A 15,941-nucleotide genomic window follows, 5' to 3' on the forward strand; every position below is an offset into this window, starting at 1 on the left:
GATGTGATGACCCAAACCAGACAGGCAACGAAATGGGGGCGGCATGCAGCCGCCTCCACACTGGCCCTCGTTCTTGCAACGGGGATCGGCGGCGCGGTCCATGCCGAAGATGCCTTCAATCTCGCTGCACTCATTGAGGCGGCGAAGAAAGAACCGCCGATCACGGTCTACGCCGTCACCGGCAAGATCGTCGACACGGCCGAGGCCTTCACCGCCAAATACGGCGTCCAAGCCAGCGGCAAGAAGGTCAACGAGGCGACCCAGGTCGAGCTGATGGTCCGCGAGCATCAGGCCGGCAACATCGTGGGTGACGTCAGCGTCGCAACCGATGTCGCGTCTGCGGTGGGTGAGCTTCTGCCGGAAGGCATCGCTACCAGCTGGACGCCACCCGACCTTGCAAGCGACATTCCCGAAAAGCTGCGTACTCCGCTGGTCGTCGTCTCCGATCCGCATGTGTGGACCTACAACACCGAGAAATATGACAAGTGCCCGGTCACCAACATCTGGCAGCTGACCGAGCCGACGTGGAAGGGCAAGCTCGCCATGCTCGACCTGTTCGACAAGCCGCTCTATGCGGATTGGTTCAACCAGATCGAAACGCATCACGATGCGGATGTGGCCAAGGCCTATGAAGACCTTTACGGCAAGAAGCTGGCGACCGGCGAAAAGAGCGCCACCGCAGCCTGGGTGAAAGCCTTTGCTGAAAACGAGCCGCTGCTTTCGGACTCGACAACGGTTGCCGAAGCCGCCGGTGCATCGGGACAAGCCGAGCCTTTCTTCGTCATCACCTCGACGGCGAAATACCGCGACAACGAGGCCAAGGGGCTGAAGCTCGGACTTTGCTCCGGCGTCCAGCCGTTCTCCGGCTTCCTGTATCCCGGTTTCGGCCTGATTGCCGGACAAACCAAGAGCCCCAATGCGGCAAAGCTGTTCGTTCGTTACCTGATGACCGAAGAGGGCATTTCGCCACAGACCGCAGACGGCAAGATCTCGGGAAATTCCAAGATCGACCTGCCGGTGGACGAGCCCTCGGGCGTTGCCAAGCACCTCGACGAACTGATGTCTTTCGACGCGGCAACGGCGGCCGATGATCTCGACAAGCGCGAGAGCTGGCAGGATTTCTGGCGTGTGAACTACAAGAACTAAACCGGAGGCAGGCGGAGGGACAAACGTCCATGGCCTGCCTTCACTTTTTCCTTGGGAGGGGAAACCATGAAACGAAACAAGCACCTGACATTGGCCATGATGGCCGCCGGTCTCGCTGCCGGGATGTCTGCCGGTTCAGTCCACGCCGAAGATGCCTTCTATCTGGATGCGCTGGTTGCCGCAGCAAAGCAGGAAAAGCCGATCAACATCTATGACAGCACCGGCAAGATCGTCGAGATGGCCGAAAATTTCAGCGCCAAATATGGGCTGAAGGCGACCGGTATGAAGGTCTCGGCCAACAGCCAGCTGGAAATGATCATCCGCGAAAGCCAGGCCGATAATGTCCAGGGCGATGTCGTTCTGATCACCGACGCGCCGGCAGCTCTGGCCCAGCTCCTGCCGGAAAAATTCGTCGAGAACCATCTGCCCGGCGACATGACCACGAAGATCCCGGCGCAACTGCAGAACCCGTTGGCGATCTCCACCAATGCCAATGTCTGGGCCTACAACACCGAAGTCAACGACACGTGCCCGGTCGCCAATATCTGGGAACTGACCGAGCCGAAGTGGAAAGGCAAGGTCGCCATGGTCGACCCCCTGACCAAGGGCAACTATACCGACTGGTTCAACCAGCTGGAAACGTATGGTACCGGCAAGGTGGCGGCGGCCTACAAAGCGCATTTCGGCAAGGACCTTGAAACCAGCGAAAAGAGCGCTGCTGCCGCCTGGATCAAGGCATTGGCGCAGAACGCGCCGCTGGCAACGGACGGTGACGATCCGGTTGCCGAAGCTGTCGGGGCGCCCGGCCAGAAGGAACCGTTTTTTGGTCTCCTCAGCTCGGCCAAGTTCCGCGACAATGCCGACAAGGGCTACAAGCTGGGCATCTGCGCCGATCTCGATCCCTGGGTTGGCTGGAGCTATATCAAGCTCGGGCTGATCGCCTCCAAGACAAAGAGCCCGAACACGGCCAGGCTTTTCGTCCACTATATCCTGACCGAAGAAGGCATTGCGCCGCAGATGAAGGACGGCAAGCTGCCGACCAACATCGATATCAAGATGCCGGACGATGAGCCGTCGGGCCTGATGAAGGTCGCCGACAAGCTGTTCGATTACAACTCCTCCACCGGTCTCGACGATTTCGATCGCCGCGAAGAGTGGCAGGATTTCTGGCGCGTGAACTACACGAAGTGACCCACCTGCCGGCGCGTCCTCCACCGCGCCGGCCTTTTACCCGAACGAACAGACTGGACATGCCGATGCAAATCCCCTCCTCGCCTGAATCCAAACCCGTAAACGAGGAGGCGCTTTCCCGCTCGACGCAACTGATGGAAATCGCCAAATCGGCAGCACTTGCCGTACGCGATCCGCTGCTTGAGGCATTCCGCTCGGACATGGCCGTGGACTACAAGGTCGATCTGCACGATATCGTCACCATCCATGACAAGCGCGCGGAAGCGACCATCCGGGCCTTTATTCTTGAGCATGAACCCAACTCGGCGATCATGGGCGAAGAGGGCGGCCAGATCGGCAATGGCGCGATCCAGTGGTATGTCGATCCGATCGACGGTACCGCGAACTTTGCCCGTGGCCTGGCCTTCTGGTGCGTCTCGATCGGCGCAGTTATCGACGGCGAAGTCGTCGCCGGTGCGATCTACGATCCCGTCGCCGATCTGATGTTTGCGGCTGATCTGAAAGGCTCCTATCTGAACGGCACGCCGTTGCGCTCCCGCTCGGTCGAGCAAGAGACCCGGGCCACACTGATCACCGGCTATCCGGTGTCGCGCGACTTCCGGCTCGATGGCCGTGAGGTGGCACTCACCAATCTGGGCGAGCTGGTCGAAACCTTCTCGACGCTGCGCCGCCCCGGAAGTGCGGCCCTCAGCATCGCCCATGTCGCCGCCGGCTGGGCCGACGCTGCCGCCGGGTTTGGCGTCAATGCCTGGGATGTCGCCGCCGCCACGCTCATCCTCAAGAATGCCGGCGGCCGATACGAGCCGCTAACCCTTGGCAAGGTGGCAAAGGGGTCTGCCGACTTCCTTTGCCCGGGCTATATCGCAACGGGGACAGGCGCCAACTACCCGACACTTGCGCGGGTGGCACACTCCATTTCCGAAAGCCGCATCGCAAAGATCGCAGCACAGCGAAGCGAGACAGCGGCGACCGCCTGAGCAAAGGCTTCGGGCGATCAACGAATTGAAACCATAGAATGGCAGCGCCCAGTGGATCGGCGCCTGCGGAGAAGCGACATGCAGCACTTGGAACGGGACACCACTCAACAGCCGGAATCGCGCGAGTTGCCAAAGCTCAGCCTGATCTACGAACAGCATCCGCTTTACAGCGTCGATCTGTTCATTTCAGGCAAGGAAGGCGCAAGCGATCTCAACCTTCTGCGCAGCAAGGGCATCACAACGGTCGTCAATTGTGCCGTCAATCTCGACTTCAACTTCGTCGAACAGCCGCAGGTCGTCTCGGATCATGAAGGCAGCGTCTACGGGCCAGGCGAAATCCGCTATTTCAAGATTGGCCTGATCGACGGCGACGGCAATCCCGAGACCCAGATGGTCGCAGCCCATTACATCCTGCGGGCGGCGCTGGAGCAGATCCTCCCCGACAAACCATCCTATCCGCGGCGCGAACGCGGCAGCGTGCTGATCAACTGCCGCGGCGGCCGCTCCCGCTCCGTTGCCGTCGTTGCGCTCTTTCTGCACCTGACCTTGCCACAGGAATTCCCTGCGCTCGACGACGCCATCAGTTTTGTGCGCATCAAGCGCGAACTGCCGGAAAACGAATGGTATAAGGCGCCCAAACCCGTTCTCGCCAGCGCCGCCCGCCGTGCGGCCACCTGGATTGCCATGATTGACGCAGACGCTGCCCAGTAAAGGCAGGCGGCCTTTATCGGCGAAGGCGCAGTGCGTTTACTCGGCAAGGCGCTCCAACGTGGACTGCTATTTCAACGCGCGCCCATCCAGCGCCAGACCCAGGCCATGACAAACATCGTCAGCAGCCAGCCGAGCACCACGTCCGAAAGGAAATGTGCGCCGAGGACAACACGGTTGAACGCCACAAACATGAGGCAAGGCACAAACAAAAGCGCAACTTCCCATCGGAATCTGGCCGGCACCAGGATCAGCAGCGACAGTGATGCGGCAGCTGCGGACGATTCACCGGAAGGAAAAGAGCAGCTGCGGCTGCACGCAGCGGAAAACTGCCAGACGGGTGTGAAATCCACAGTGCCCCCGAACTCGACGATCCCGCGCGGCCGTACGCGCCCGATCAGTACCTTCAGCGACTGGACCACGACGAGTGGGCCCGCCGCAAAACTCAGGAGCACGAACAATGGCTTGCGGAAGGAGCAGAACCGCCTTTGCTCCGGCAGGAGCATCTGCACCGCGATCAGCATGATCATCGAGCCGATAATGTAGGGCTGCGCCAGACGGCCGATATCCCTTACGTCCAGCAGGAATGGATTGTCGATCCAGATGAAGGTTTGTCCACTGACAAACCAGCGCGAGACGACAAGATCGAGATCGGGAAAGACGACAAAGACAAAACTGGCCCAGACGATTGAGGCAACAATGGCGGCAATCATCCCATTGATGCTGTCGGGCTTTACCGGCTGGTACGGCCGCCGCAACTCCCGAGATGAAGAATTCCGATAATCGAACGCAAATTTCTGCATGCCGGTCTCTCCGAGGTCTGAACCGGCGGCAAGTTGAATCCGGATTGTCAAGAAACGGCGTGGATGCGATCAAGGCCTTGTTCAGAACCGGCTGCCCGGTCGCAGAAAGACAACTTGAAAATTGCAGAAATCCCTTTTGTCCGTGATAGTGTCGGACGGCGGTAAAGCCGAGGCAGAAAATTGAAGAAACGCAGGGCATTAGGGTGGATAACAGTCTCGTTTTGATCGTTGAGGATGAACCGGCAATTGCGCAGATACTGGAGGCGTATCTGCTCCGCGACGGTTTCCGTACGGTGCGCGCCAGCGACGGTGAAATAGCGCTTCAACATCATGCACATCTCAAACCTGATCTCGTGTTGCTCGATGTGCGCCTGCCGAAACTCGACGGTTTCGCGGTCCTCGCCCGCCTGCGTCAGTCCTCGTCAACGCCGGTGATCATGGTGACGGCCATTGCCGACGATATCGACCGGCTGAGCGGCTTGAGGCTCGGTGCTGATGACTATGTGGTAAAACCGTTCAACCCACAGGAAGTCGTCGCCCGGGTCAAGGCCGTCTTGCGCCGGACGCAGGGCGAACGCGCCGGGTCCATCAAGCGGGTTGGCGCCATAGAAGTCGATTTCAGCAGTTACACCGCCTTTGTCACCCGGGATGAGCGCCGCACGCATCTCTCCTTGACGCTCAGCGAATTTCGAATTCTCGCCTATATGATCCGCCACCCGACCCAGGCTTTCGCGCGTGCCGATATTCTCGACGCCTGTCTGCCGGAAAGCGACGCACTGGTGCGCACCGTCGATACCCATATCTCCAACCTGCGGCGCAAACTGGAAGATATGGGGCAGAACGGCTTCTTTCCGGCCGTCCGCGGCATTGGCTATCGTTTTTCGGATCCAAGATGAAAATACCCAGGCTCCCCCCGCTGCCGCTTGCAACGCTTACGGCGGTCATCATCACAGTCATGCTGCTCCTCAGCGTCGGCATGACCTATTTCGGGGCCACCTGGTATGCTGCCTATCTGGAAAAAAGTATCACCGAAAACCTGCCGCCAAACGCCTTGACCGCCTATTACGATCTCGACAAGGGCATCCTCCCCGACCAGGCATCCCTCAAGCTGCTGCTCGATAATCTCAACGTGCTGCAGGAACCGACCGATCTTAAAGTCAATCTCTCGATTTTGATCTGCGGCCTGCTGTCGGCCCTTGTCTGCGCCGTCATTGGGATGTTTCTGGCGCGGCAGATCGCACGGCCTTTGGCAGAGCTCACATCTGCAGCCGAGGGACTGAAATCGGGCGATTTTTCCGTCAGCGTCGCTGCCTCAAGCCATGGCACCCGCGAGGTCTCGAGCCTTATGGATACCTTCAACGCGCTGGCAACCAGCCTCGACAGCATGGAAAAAAGACTGCGCTTCAACAATATGGCCGTGGCGCACGAACTGCGCACCCCACTGACGATCCTGCAGGGCTCGTTGCAAGGCATGCTGGATGGGGTCTTTCCGATGGACCGGAAGATGATCTCCGATTTGCTGTTTCAGGTCGAAGGCCTTGGGAGGATTGTCGAAGATCTGCGCACATTGTCGCTGGCGATCGGCCAAAAACTCGTGATGGAGCGCCAGTGGACCGACGTCTCACAGGTGGTCGCAGCGGTACTGACCTCAGCCAAACCCATGCTCGACAACAACAAGCTGACGCTGGAAACCGGACTGGAACCGGCCTTCATATCGGTGGACTCGCCGCGTGTACGCCAGGCCGTTCTGGCGCTTTTGGAAAACGCCTGCCGCTATGCCGCAGACGGCAATTGGCTCCGGTGCGAAACCGAGCGCTTGCCAGATGAAAGCGTCGTGATCCGTTTGCTGGACCGCGGCCCCGGATTTCCGCAAGGATTGGATGCCGTAGCCACAAACCCCTTCTGGCGGGGTGATCCCTCGCGATCGCGCGCAACCGGCGGCACAGGACTGGGTCTGTCCGTGGTGCAGGCCATCGCGCTGGCACACGGCGGACGCCTGGAATTCGCCAACCGCGAAGGCGGCGGCGCGATGGTGGCGATCCACCTGCGCCCGGAATAGTCAAAATTGAACCAGCAGGACAGTCTTATGGAACAGCGGGGATCAGGGCCGGCCAGACTTGCCCTGTCCTGATCCCGTCGCGACACGATGGAAATCTTAATGGAACAGTTCGCCGATCGTGTGGAAGCATAGTTTGCTGCGGCAACGGCCATCCGTTCCGGTGGTTCCAGATTTTGGCACCGTGAACCCGTAGGTACTCTCGGACTTTGCAGAACGCTCGGCCCAGAAGGCATTGACAGCCGACAGCATCATCGACCGCCGTTTGGCCCGGCGGTACTGGATCGGCTGCTTGGCTTCCGAAATGGCGAAGAAATGCGTCATGCCGCCCTCGACGGTCAGGCCCTGCAGCACCATCAGGACCGCCTCCTTCGGGCGAACGCCGAAGAGATCTCGGGTCGCCTCGACTGTCAGCCGCTTTCCGTTGCGAGGTCCCTGCATGCTGCCGACGACAAAGGTGTAGCTGTCATGCGAACCCTGGCGAACGAGAGTAAACCTGCCGGCGCAAAGAAGCGCCATGCCGCGTGTCCGGACAAGCCTGACGGCAAAGGCACCTTCGTGACGTCCGCCAAAACGGTCGGCCAGTGCGATGTGGCAGCTATAGGTCTCGGTACGACCTTCGACCAAGCCCATATCCAGCCATTCGCCCTGCCAGAGCTTCATCAAACTGTCCGTGGATAAAATCCTTTCCGCAATCTGGAAATGGTCGGCAAGCAATGCGAGCCGCCGGGAACTGGGCATTCCGTAAACCAGGAATTTCGACAGGGGCTTCTGCAGCAATGCGTCATGCGGGGCCGGATATCCGCGCGCTGCGGTAAAATCCGCAAGAAAACGCCACCAGCGAATAGTCAGGAGCGGATTAGCAGCGAAGCGGCACCAGAAGAGAATGCCGCGCTTCCAGCGCGCCCGCAGGACAAATGATAGTATTCTCCAAAGCACGAGATACCGGAATTGCTTCGGTTCATTGGCGATTTCCGGTTGTGTGTCCCGGCGCGGAGTGCTGGATGTTCCGCCTTTTGCCGCTGCGGCGATCAATTCGTTTTGAATCATGTCTTTAAACCCGACGACTATGGTTGCGGCCAACCATCTGCGGCGGAATTATCAAGATCGTGCCAAGAAACCGTGGTCTTTCGCCGGGGTGCTCCCGTGTTTCATACGTACATCGGCTGCCCCTACCCGCAGCCGATGTACGGTCAGCCTGCCGCTCTATGCGATGACGACATCGATCCTCTGGAACGTGCGGACGTCGATCAATCCCTTGTCGGAAATGCGTAATTCTGGAATGACGACCAGCGCCAGCAGCGAATGCTGCATATAGGCGTTGTTCAACTTGCAGCCGCAGACGCGCATTGCTTCGACGATCGCGGCAGCCTTGTCCGCAACGATCTCGGCGCGCTGATCGGACATCAGCCCGGCAACCGGCAATTCGACCAGGGCCAGTTCCTTGCCACCCTTGACGACGACAATGCCACCACCGACCTCGTGCAGACGGTTTGCGGCCTGCGCCATGTCGTCCTTGTTGGTGCCGACCACGATCATATGGTGGCTATCATGGGCCACGGTGCTGGCAATAGCGCAGTCACTGTCGTAGCCGAAGCCGGACACGAAGGCGTTGACGACTTCGCCGGTGGCGCGATGGCGCTCCACCAGGGCGATCTGGCAGACGTCGTTGGCACGGTCCATGTCGATGAGGCCCGCGCTTATGGCGAGATCCGCCTGTAAAGCCCGCGTCGGCGCCTGGTTTTCGACGACGCCGATAACATTGACCCGGACGCTGGAAGCATCAGTGGAGTGCCGGATATCAAAATCGCTAGCCGTCAGGGTCTTGCCGAGATGAACGGTGTCACGCGCGCTTGCCGGATAGACAAATGGCGGGATGTCGGCAACGAGAGCGCCCGCTTGCGCAAGCAGTTCCCCACGCGCAAAAACCATCTCGATTGGCAGCGATACCAAGTCTGACGTGATGATCAGGTCTGCCCGGCGGCCCGGCGCGATGGAGCCAAGCTCCCGCTCGAGACCGAAATGCTGGGCGGTGTTGAGCGTCGCCATCTGGATCGCCGTTACCGGTTTCAGCCCCTGTGCGATGGCGTGGCGGACGACGCGGTTCATGTGGCCATCGTGAACGAGTGTGCCGGAATGGCTATCATCGGTGCAAAGCAGGAAGTTGCGCGGATCGAGGCCGCTCTCGGTGACGGCCTTGATCTGGGCTGCAACATCGAACCAGGCCGAGCCAAGCCGCAGCATGGCCCGCATTCCCTGCCGGACACGGGCGATTGCGTCCTCGACGGTCGTCCCCTCGTGATCATCAGCCGGTCCGCCGGCTACATAGGCGTGGAATTCGCGGCCCAGATGCGGCGAGGCGTAATGCCCGCCGACCGTCAATCGCGCATCCTGGGTTGCCGCGATCTCAGCGACCATCTTCGGGTCGTTACCGGCAACACCCGGAAAGTTCATCATCTCGCCGAGGCCGATGATATTCGGCCAGCTGAGCGCTTCAGCCACGTCCCTCGCCGACAGCTCGGCGCCCGCCGTCTCAAGGCCGGGCGCGCTCGGCACACAGCTTGGAACCTGGACATAGACATTGACCGGCAGGCTCTGCGCTTCATCGTTCATCAGCCGCACACCGGCCAGTCCGAGTACGTTGGCAATCTCGTGCGGGTCGATGAACATCGTCGTCGTGCCGTGCGGAATGACGGCACGGGCAAATTCCGTGACGGTGACGAGACCGCTTTCGACATGCATATGCGCGTCGCAGAGCCCCGGCACCAGATAGCGCCCGGCCGCGTCGATAACCTTAGTACCCTCGCCGATTGTATGGCTGGCATCGGCGCCGACATAGGCAAAGCGGCCGGCTTTGACGGCGATGTCGGTGTGCGGAATGATCTCGCCGGAATAGACGTTGACCCATCGTCCGTTGCGGATCACCAGATCGGCAGGCGTGCGGCCCATGGCAACATCGACGAGCTCGGGTGCGGTCCTCGACCAGGATTGAAGCATGACAGTTTCCTTCGAATGGAGACCATACCGGCGCCCACCCGGGGCGCCGGCAGGCCTATTGGGTCTGTGCGACGAGCGCTGCGGCAAGCAGGGCAACGAACCACATCACCGGCTTTACATCGCCGGGACGGCCGCAGACCAGCTTGATCAGCACATACGCAATAATCGACAGCGATAGTCCGAGCGTGATCGAGAACGTCAGCGGGATCAGCACGATGGCAAGGAAGGCCGGAAGCGCCTCATCGAGATCGGTCCAGCGGATCTTGCTCATCGGCTCGGACATGAAGAGGCCGGTCAGGATGAGAACCGGCGCTGTCGCAACGGCAGGAACCAGCGAGAGCAATGGTGACAGGAACAGGAAGGGCACAAAGAGCAAACCCGCGATCAACGCAACAAGCCCGGTGCGGCCGCCTTGGGCGATGCCGGCACCTGATTCGAGATAGACGGTGGCAGGGCTGGTGCCGAGTGGTGCCGAAATCAGGGCCGCGACAGCGTCGACATGCATCGATTCCCTGATATTGCGCGGCATCCCCTGCTCGTCCTTCAGATCAGCCGCCTCGGCCAGGCCGAGGAAGGTCGACAGCGCCTCGATGAAGTTGGTGAACAGGAACACGAAGATGAAGGGAATATAGGCGAGGCTGAGCGCGCCGACCAGATCGATCTGGCCGACAAAGCTGAAGTCGGGGGCCGCCGAAAAGCCGCTCCAATTGACCAGCGTATGAACATCAGGCGTCTCCGGCGAAAAGGCGCTGCCATCCCCCCACCAACGCCCGATCGGAACAGCGAGAATGGTGGTGAGGATCATGCCAACCATCATTGCACCGGGCACCCGCCGGACGACCAGGCCGACCGTCAGGATGAAACCCGCGATGAAGGTCAGCGTAACCGGATTGAATGTCGTCAGACCAACGATCGTATCGGGATTGGCAACGATGAACTTGGCGTTTTCAAAGCCGATCAGCGCGATGAACAGGCCGATGCCGCAGGCAATGCCGTAGCGAAGATCGACCGGGATCGCCTCGATGATCGTCTGCCGCAGATTGAAGAAAGCCATGATGGTGAACAGCACGCCAGCCCAGAAAACACAGCCGAGCGCGATTTCGAGCGGAACATTTGCGCCGACGACCATTGTGTAGGCAAACAGCGCGTTGATGCCCATGCCTGGAGCAACCAGGATCGGGCTTTTTGCATAAAGCCCCATGGCGCAGCTGCCGATGAAGCTGACGAGCACCGTCGCGGTGACCCCGGCGGAAAACGGGATGCCCGCATGCGCAAGGATCGAAGGATTGACGACGATCACATAGGACGCGGCGAGAAAGGTGGTCAGTCCCGCGAGGATTTCAGTTCGAATGTTAGATCCGAATTTCGAGATCTGGAAATAGCGATCCAGCAGGCTGGCAAGCCACGAGGCCTTGCGGGAGGCCGGCTCCACCGATTTCGGTTGGTAATTCATTGTTGTTCCCCTTTTTTTGAAACGACGAAGGGGCCGACAGTGCCGGCCCCTTTTTACCTGTTCATTCTGCGGCCGCGACCCGCTCCGTCTCACCGCTGTTCCCAGCGAGCGGCGAGATGACCTTGAGCTGGACGCAATCGACGACGCCGAGATCGGTGATGGCATATTCAGGGATTGCGGTGATTTGCAACACGAACATGTACATGAACGGCCAAGGCAGCGAGCAGCCGAGGCTGCGCGCGGCATCGTCCAGCTCCTCCTCCAGCCGCGCCATCTCGGACGGTTCGATATCCGAAACGATGCCGCCGATCGGCAGGTGCAAGAAGGAGACGACCTCACCATTCTTGACCACGACCTGGCCGCCATGGTTGGCGATCAGGTGGTTGATGGCGACCACCATGTCTTCAGGGTTGGCGCCGATGCAGATGATGTTGTTGTCGTCGGGGGCGGTCGAGCTGGCAATAGCGCCTTCGCGCAGTCCAAAGCCAGACGTGAAGGCCACGGGACGGTTGCGGGTCTTGCCGTAACGCTCGACCACGGCGACATATTGGATGTCCTTGGCCGTATCTGCGAGCACGCAGCCATCCTTCACTGCCAGGATGACATCGCGGCGTGTGCGCACAAAGATCTTTTCCGGCGTGACGGCAATCGCCATCGCTTCGGCGCTGTTGCCGGCACCATCGTAGCGTACCCGCAGGTCATCGACGTTAAGCGGCGCAACCTTCATCGACGTCAGCAATGCCGCACTGCGCGGCGGCGGCACAAGATCAATCACCATGCGCCCGTCGCGTGCCACTTCCTCACCCTTGGCGATGACGGCTTCGATCCTGAACTCGCGCAGATCGCTGACGAGCAGGATGTCGGCGGAGCGGCCGGGCGAGATCGAACCGACCTTGTCGTCGATCCTGAGTGCGTCGGCACCGTTGATCGTGGCCATCTGGATCGCTGCCATCGGCGAGATGCCCATGGCGATTGCCATCCGCACCATATTGTCGAGATGGCCACGTTTCAGGATGTCGCTGGCAACGACATCGTCGGTGCAGAAGCTGATGCGGCGCAGCGCCTTTACGCCCATTTCCGTGACGATGCGCAGATTGTCCTCAAGGAAATGCGAAATCGAGGATTCGCGCACCACGACATGCATGCCTGCCCGCAGCTTCTCCAGCATTTCCTCCGGCGAATAGCTTTCGTGGTCGGCACGTACGCCGGATTGCTGGTAGCCGTTCAGCCGCGCGCCGCGCGTCATCGGGCAGCAGCCGAGGATTGGCAACCGGTTCTTTTCAGCCAGTTCAAGAGCAGCCAGGACGTCGCTGTCTTCTTCCTGAATGAACTCGCGCACGGTTTCCCAGATGCCGACGCATTCCGGCCAGTGATGGGTGGCCTGGTGGTCGGCCGGGCTGAAATAGTGACCAACGGTCGAACGTGGCATAGTGTAAGGGGTCTTGCACGGTGCGCCCCAGAAAACCTTGAGCGGCGTCTGCTTGGCTTCGTCGAGGAATTCGCGCGCGGCGTCCGGTCCACCAACGACGATGATCTGGTCGAGGCCGGTGACGATCGACGTCGTGCCCAGCGGCACGACCGCCTTGGCAAAGCTGGTAAGCGACATCTTCGAGCACTCGACATGCAGGTGTCCGTCGATCATGCCTGGCGTCAGATATTTGCCCTTGGCATCAATGATTTTGGTTTCCGGCCCGATGTAATCTGAGACGTCGCCGACGGCGATAATGCGCTCGCCGTAGATTGCAACGTCCGCCTGGTAGATCTCCTCCGACACGACGTTGACGAGCCTGCCGCCGCGGATGGCCAAAGTTGCCTTGCCGCCGGTGCCCGAGGCTGCGCGGATGAATTCCTTGATGTCGCTCACTGATATGTCTCCCATTACGTCAGGGAATAGTCCCAGTTTGATTTCGTTTGTACAATGGGCCGAAATAGCGTATTTATCGGACATATCATCCAAGATTTTGGACGAAAATGGATCTTTCTCTTCTCGACTGCTTCGTCAAGGTTGCCGATTCCCGTTCTATTTCAGCGGCTTCCAGGCTTCACCGGCTGCCCAAGTCGACACTGAGCCACAAGATCCGCCAGCTGGAAGACGAATTCGGCATCGAACTCTTCGTGCGTGAGGGGCATCAGCTGCACGTGACCGACGCCGGCGCCGAATTCCTACGCTATGCCCGGCTCATTCAGTCCAATTGCGAGGATGCAGCAACGGCGATGGCCGAGATGCGGCAGGAGGTTGCAGGCACGTTGAGGGTCGGCTCGACCGGCGAGTTCGGCACGACCATCACCTCCGAACTGCTCTACGCATTTCGCCAGCAATATCCGCAGGTCAATCTCGACGTGGTGTTCCTGAGTGCCAGGCAACCCTTTTCCGATGTCACCGAGCAGGCGCTCGACGGCATCTTCCACTGGGGGGAACCCTCCGACGTCGATTATATCAGCCGTCGGCTCTCGGTTTCGTCATACGGCCTCTTCGCCAGCCCCGACTACATCGCCCGGCACGGCGTACCCGCAACGCCTGATGATCTCCCCAGTCATCGCGGACTGGTCTTTCGCCAGCCGACACGGCTGCAATCCTGGTATCTGACGCGGGACGGCGATACGGAGGTCGACCTGTTGCCAGCCGCGACCTGCACCGCCAACGACTACTGGACGATCAAATATTTCGCAGTCGCCGGCGAAGGGCTCGCCTATCTGCCGGAGTTCTTCGTCGAAACGGAACGGCAGGCCGGCCTGCTCATACCCGTGCTTGGCGAATGGAGTTCACCGAAGACCGCAATCAATCTGATCTACTCGCGCCGCAGGCATGTGTCCAAGCGCTTCAAGGCCTTCGTTGAATTCTGCATCGACTTTTATCGGAACCGCGATCGCATGAGTGTCCCTCGCTACTATGTCGAGAAAGTCAGCTTCCCGGTTCCTACTTCAGCCAAATAGTGGTTCTCCGCTATTCCGATCAGGTAACTCGCGCGTTCCTGATAAACGAACGGTTGCCTAAGGATCGGCGGCCGGACTATATCAACCCGATAGATGCAATGCCCGAGACGGCCGGAAATCGTATAATGACGACCAAGATTGATATTCAGATCATTTCGGATTCTGAAACCGAAAACGCCGTTCAGGCAGACGTGTCTTCCCGGACCGCCTATCTATCGTCGATCGAACATGACGGTAAGACTTTTGCCGTCATCACATGGATCGCCAATCATGAGCTGGGCCTGAAGAAGCCGGAATGGGTCATCCCGATCAGCTCCGTCGCGCATCAGACCATGCCGGACACGTCTGCACCATACCGCTGGCGCCTCTCCGATCCATTGCCGAGTTCGCTGTTCGACGGCTCCGCATCGCGCCAAGTGAGACGCCAGTTCGGGGTCCAGCCCGCGCCAAACATTGCCTTCAAGCTCAAGCGGCAGCACCACTGAAGCCCGAACCGATCGGTCAATATCGCGCTTGCGCAGCAGACCAATGTTCGAATACGACCTCGCGGGGGGCGATCACCGGGCCGTAGTCGAAGGGCCGCCCGTCAGGCCAATAGAGTGAGCCCGGTTTGGCGGTCGAACAGATGCATGCGTCCCTCGTTGACGACAAACCGGACGTCGTCGCCGGCTTTCGGGCAACCGCCGGCCTTGACCAGGGCACCGATCTCCTTGTCCGCGAACAGGAAGGTGACGAGGGCATCGTTGCCGTGAAATTCGACGAGGTCCGCCGTGCCTGTCACGCAATTGCTCTCCGTTGACCCCGCTGCTGCGGTCTCCAGGTCCGCAGGACGGATACCAAGCACGATCTTCTGTCCGTCTGACAAGGAGAACCGTTTGCCGGAAACCGCAAAGCTGGCTCCTTCCACACGCAACAACCAGCCGTCACCGTTTGCTTTGACCGTCGCGTCGATGAAATTCATGTTCGGCGTACCGATGAAGCTGGCAACGAACAATGTACGCGGCCGCTCATAGATTTCCGCCGGCGTGCCGACCTGCTCTATGCCGCCGTCCTTCATCAGGACAATCCGGTCGGCCAGCGTCATGGCTTCGAGCTGATCATGGGTGACATAGACGGTCGTGGTCTTCAGCTTTTGATGCAGCCGGGCGATTTCGACGCGCATGTGATTGCGCAGCTTGGCATCGAGGTTGGACAGCGGCTCGTCGAACAGAAACACACGCGGCGTCTTGATCATTGCCCGGGCGATAGCGACGCGCTGCTGCTGTCCGCCCGAAAGTGCATTCGGCTTGCGGTCCAGATAGGGATCAAGGCCGAGCGTGGCCGATACCGCCCGTATGCGCGTGTCGATTTCCGGGCTCGAGATCTTCATGCGCTTCAGGCCGAAGGCGATGTTGTCGTAGATCGTCATATGCGGATAGAGCGCATAATTCTGGAAAACCATGGCAACGCCCCTGTCGCGCGGCGGCAGGTCGTTGACGGTCTTGCCACCAATGATCACATCCCCACCGGAGATGTCTTCAAGACCGGCGATCATGCGAAGCAGCGTGGACTTGCCGCAGCCGGAGGGGCCGAGAAATACGATGAACTCCTGATCGGCAACATCCAGGTTGAAATCCTTGATCACGTTGACCGCGCCATAGGCCTTGTCCACATGCGAACATACGATAGTCGCCATG

Annotated in this window: 14 protein-coding genes; 8 read left to right on the top strand and 6 right to left on the bottom strand. The window is 59.9% G+C overall.

The features are described from left to right. Positions 1 to 6: 6 nt before the first annotated feature. From ACQY8Q_RS04040 to ACQY8Q_RS04055, 4 genes are all read left to right on the top strand, one after another. Positions 7 to 1,146 (top strand): ABC transporter substrate-binding protein, encoded by a 1,140-nt coding sequence (locus ACQY8Q_RS04040; RefSeq protein WP_428424891.1) that lies wholly within the window; start codon positions 7 to 9, stop codon positions 1,144 to 1,146. A 66-nt stretch (positions 1,147 to 1,212) separates the two neighbouring features. Further along, entirely contained in the window at positions 1,213 to 2,337 is a 1,125-nt protein-coding gene (locus ACQY8Q_RS04045) for an ABC transporter substrate-binding protein (protein WP_428424893.1), read from the top strand. Positions 2,338 to 2,396: 59 nt separating this feature from the next. Continuing rightward, positions 2,397 to 3,314 (top strand): inositol monophosphatase family protein, encoded by a 918-nt coding sequence (locus ACQY8Q_RS04050; protein WP_428424895.1) that lies wholly within the window; start codon positions 2,397 to 2,399, stop codon positions 3,312 to 3,314. A gap of 78 nt (positions 3,315 to 3,392) precedes the next feature. Continuing rightward, complete coding sequence (locus tag ACQY8Q_RS04055) at positions 3,393 to 4,025, top strand: dual specificity protein phosphatase family protein (protein ID WP_428424897.1); 633 nt, start codon at positions 3,393 to 3,395, stop codon at positions 4,023 to 4,025. 71 nt (positions 4,026 to 4,096) lie between these two features. Here ACQY8Q_RS04055 and ACQY8Q_RS04060 read toward each other — a convergent pair whose 3' ends face one another. Then, positions 4,097 to 4,825: a phosphatase PAP2 family protein gene (locus ACQY8Q_RS04060; protein ID WP_428424899.1), complete on the bottom strand. Its 729-nt coding sequence runs from the start codon at positions 4,823 to 4,825 to the stop codon at positions 4,097 to 4,099. Between the two features lie 203 nt (positions 4,826 to 5,028). Between ACQY8Q_RS04060 and ACQY8Q_RS04065 the strand changes: the two genes are divergently transcribed. Together ACQY8Q_RS04065 and ACQY8Q_RS04070 are read left to right on the top strand one after the other, a co-directional pair. Continuing rightward, positions 5,029 to 5,721, top strand: a complete 693-nt coding sequence (locus ACQY8Q_RS04065) for a response regulator (RefSeq protein ID WP_428424901.1) — start codon at positions 5,029 to 5,031, stop codon at positions 5,719 to 5,721. After that, positions 5,718 to 6,884 carry an ATP-binding protein gene (locus ACQY8Q_RS04070; protein WP_428424903.1) on the top strand — a complete coding sequence of 389 codons (1,167 nt, stop codon included), beginning with the start codon at positions 5,718 to 5,720 and terminating at the stop codon, positions 6,882 to 6,884. The genes ACQY8Q_RS04065 and ACQY8Q_RS04070 overlap by 4 nt, the downstream gene beginning before the upstream one ends. A gap of 96 nt (positions 6,885 to 6,980) precedes the next feature. Here the strand turns inward: ACQY8Q_RS04070 and ACQY8Q_RS04075 are convergent, their stop codons facing one another. From ACQY8Q_RS04075 to ACQY8Q_RS04090, 4 genes are all read right to left on the bottom strand, one after another. Then, positions 6,981 to 7,931 (bottom strand): DUF535 family protein, encoded by a 951-nt coding sequence (locus ACQY8Q_RS04075; RefSeq protein ID WP_428424905.1) that lies wholly within the window; start codon positions 7,929 to 7,931, stop codon positions 6,981 to 6,983. A gap of 156 nt (positions 7,932 to 8,087) precedes the next feature. Beyond that, positions 8,088 to 9,878: an adenine deaminase gene (ade, locus tag ACQY8Q_RS04080; RefSeq protein ID WP_428424907.1), complete on the bottom strand. Its 1,791-nt coding sequence runs from the start codon at positions 9,876 to 9,878 to the stop codon at positions 8,088 to 8,090. A 55-nt stretch (positions 9,879 to 9,933) separates the two neighbouring features. Next, the gene (locus tag ACQY8Q_RS04085) at positions 9,934 to 11,331 is read right to left on the bottom strand and encodes an NCS2 family permease (RefSeq protein WP_428424909.1); all 1,398 of its coding nucleotides are present in this window, start codon (positions 11,329 to 11,331) and stop codon (positions 9,934 to 9,936) included. 61 nt (positions 11,332 to 11,392) lie between these two features. Continuing rightward, the gene (locus ACQY8Q_RS04090; RefSeq protein WP_428424911.1) at positions 11,393 to 13,195 is read right to left on the bottom strand and encodes an adenine deaminase; all 1,803 of its coding nucleotides are present in this window, start codon (positions 13,193 to 13,195) and stop codon (positions 11,393 to 11,395) included. Positions 13,196 to 13,302: 107 nt separating this feature from the next. Here ACQY8Q_RS04090 and ACQY8Q_RS04095 point away from each other — a divergent pair, with 107 nt between their 5' ends. Then, the gene (locus tag ACQY8Q_RS04095) at positions 13,303 to 14,265 is read left to right on the top strand and encodes a LysR substrate-binding domain-containing protein (RefSeq protein WP_428424913.1); all 963 of its coding nucleotides are present in this window, start codon (positions 13,303 to 13,305) and stop codon (positions 14,263 to 14,265) included. Positions 14,266 to 14,390: 125 nt separating this feature from the next. After that, on the top strand, positions 14,391 to 14,750 hold the full coding sequence (locus tag ACQY8Q_RS04100; protein WP_428424915.1) for a hypothetical protein: 360 nt from the start codon (positions 14,391 to 14,393) through the stop codon (positions 14,748 to 14,750). 101 nt (positions 14,751 to 14,851) lie between these two features. Here the strand turns inward: ACQY8Q_RS04100 and ACQY8Q_RS04105 are convergent, their stop codons facing one another. Continuing rightward, entirely contained in the window at positions 14,852 to 15,940 is a 1,089-nt protein-coding gene (locus tag ACQY8Q_RS04105; protein ID WP_428424917.1) for an ABC transporter ATP-binding protein, read from the bottom strand. Position 15,941: the final 1 nt, after the last annotated feature.

The sequence above is a fragment of the Pararhizobium sp. genome (assembly GCF_965279435.1).
In the GTDB taxonomy this organism is placed as follows: Bacteria; Pseudomonadota; Alphaproteobacteria; order Rhizobiales; family Rhizobiaceae; genus Pararhizobium.

Excerpts from the sequence above, each read along its gene's own strand:
- ACQY8Q_RS04095 (WP_428424913.1), top strand. The coding sequence starts at position 13,303 with ATGGATCTTTCTCTTCTCGACTGCTTCGTCAAGGTTGCCGATTCCCGT.
- ACQY8Q_RS04045 (WP_428424893.1), top strand. The coding sequence starts at position 1,213 with ATGAAACGAAACAAGCACCTGACATTGGCCATGATGGCCGCCGGTCTC.
- ACQY8Q_RS04055 (WP_428424897.1), top strand. The coding sequence starts at position 3,393 with ATGCAGCACTTGGAACGGGACACCACTCAACAGCCGGAATCGCGCGAG.
- ACQY8Q_RS04100 (WP_428424915.1), top strand. The coding sequence starts at position 14,391 with ATGACGACCAAGATTGATATTCAGATCATTTCGGATTCTGAAACCGAA.
- ACQY8Q_RS04050 (WP_428424895.1), top strand. The coding sequence starts at position 2,397 with ATGCCGATGCAAATCCCCTCCTCGCCTGAATCCAAACCCGTAAACGAG.
- ACQY8Q_RS04085 (WP_428424909.1), bottom strand. The coding sequence starts at position 11,331 with ATGAATTACCAACCGAAATCGGTGGAGCCGGCCTCCCGCAAGGCCTCG.
- ACQY8Q_RS04105 (WP_428424917.1), bottom strand. The coding sequence starts at position 15,940 with ATGGCGACTATCGTATGTTCGCATGTGGACAAGGCCTATGGCGCGGTC.
- ACQY8Q_RS04040 (WP_428424891.1), top strand. The coding sequence starts at position 7 with ATGACCCAAACCAGACAGGCAACGAAATGGGGGCGGCATGCAGCCGCC.
- ACQY8Q_RS04060 (WP_428424899.1), bottom strand. The coding sequence starts at position 4,825 with ATGCAGAAATTTGCGTTCGATTATCGGAATTCTTCATCTCGGGAGTTG.
- ade (WP_428424907.1), bottom strand. The coding sequence starts at position 9,878 with ATGCTTCAATCCTGGTCGAGGACCGCACCCGAGCTCGTCGATGTTGCC.
- ACQY8Q_RS04075 (WP_428424905.1), bottom strand. The coding sequence starts at position 7,931 with ATGATTCAAAACGAATTGATCGCCGCAGCGGCAAAAGGCGGAACATCC.
- ACQY8Q_RS04070 (WP_428424903.1), top strand. The coding sequence starts at position 5,718 with ATGAAAATACCCAGGCTCCCCCCGCTGCCGCTTGCAACGCTTACGGCG.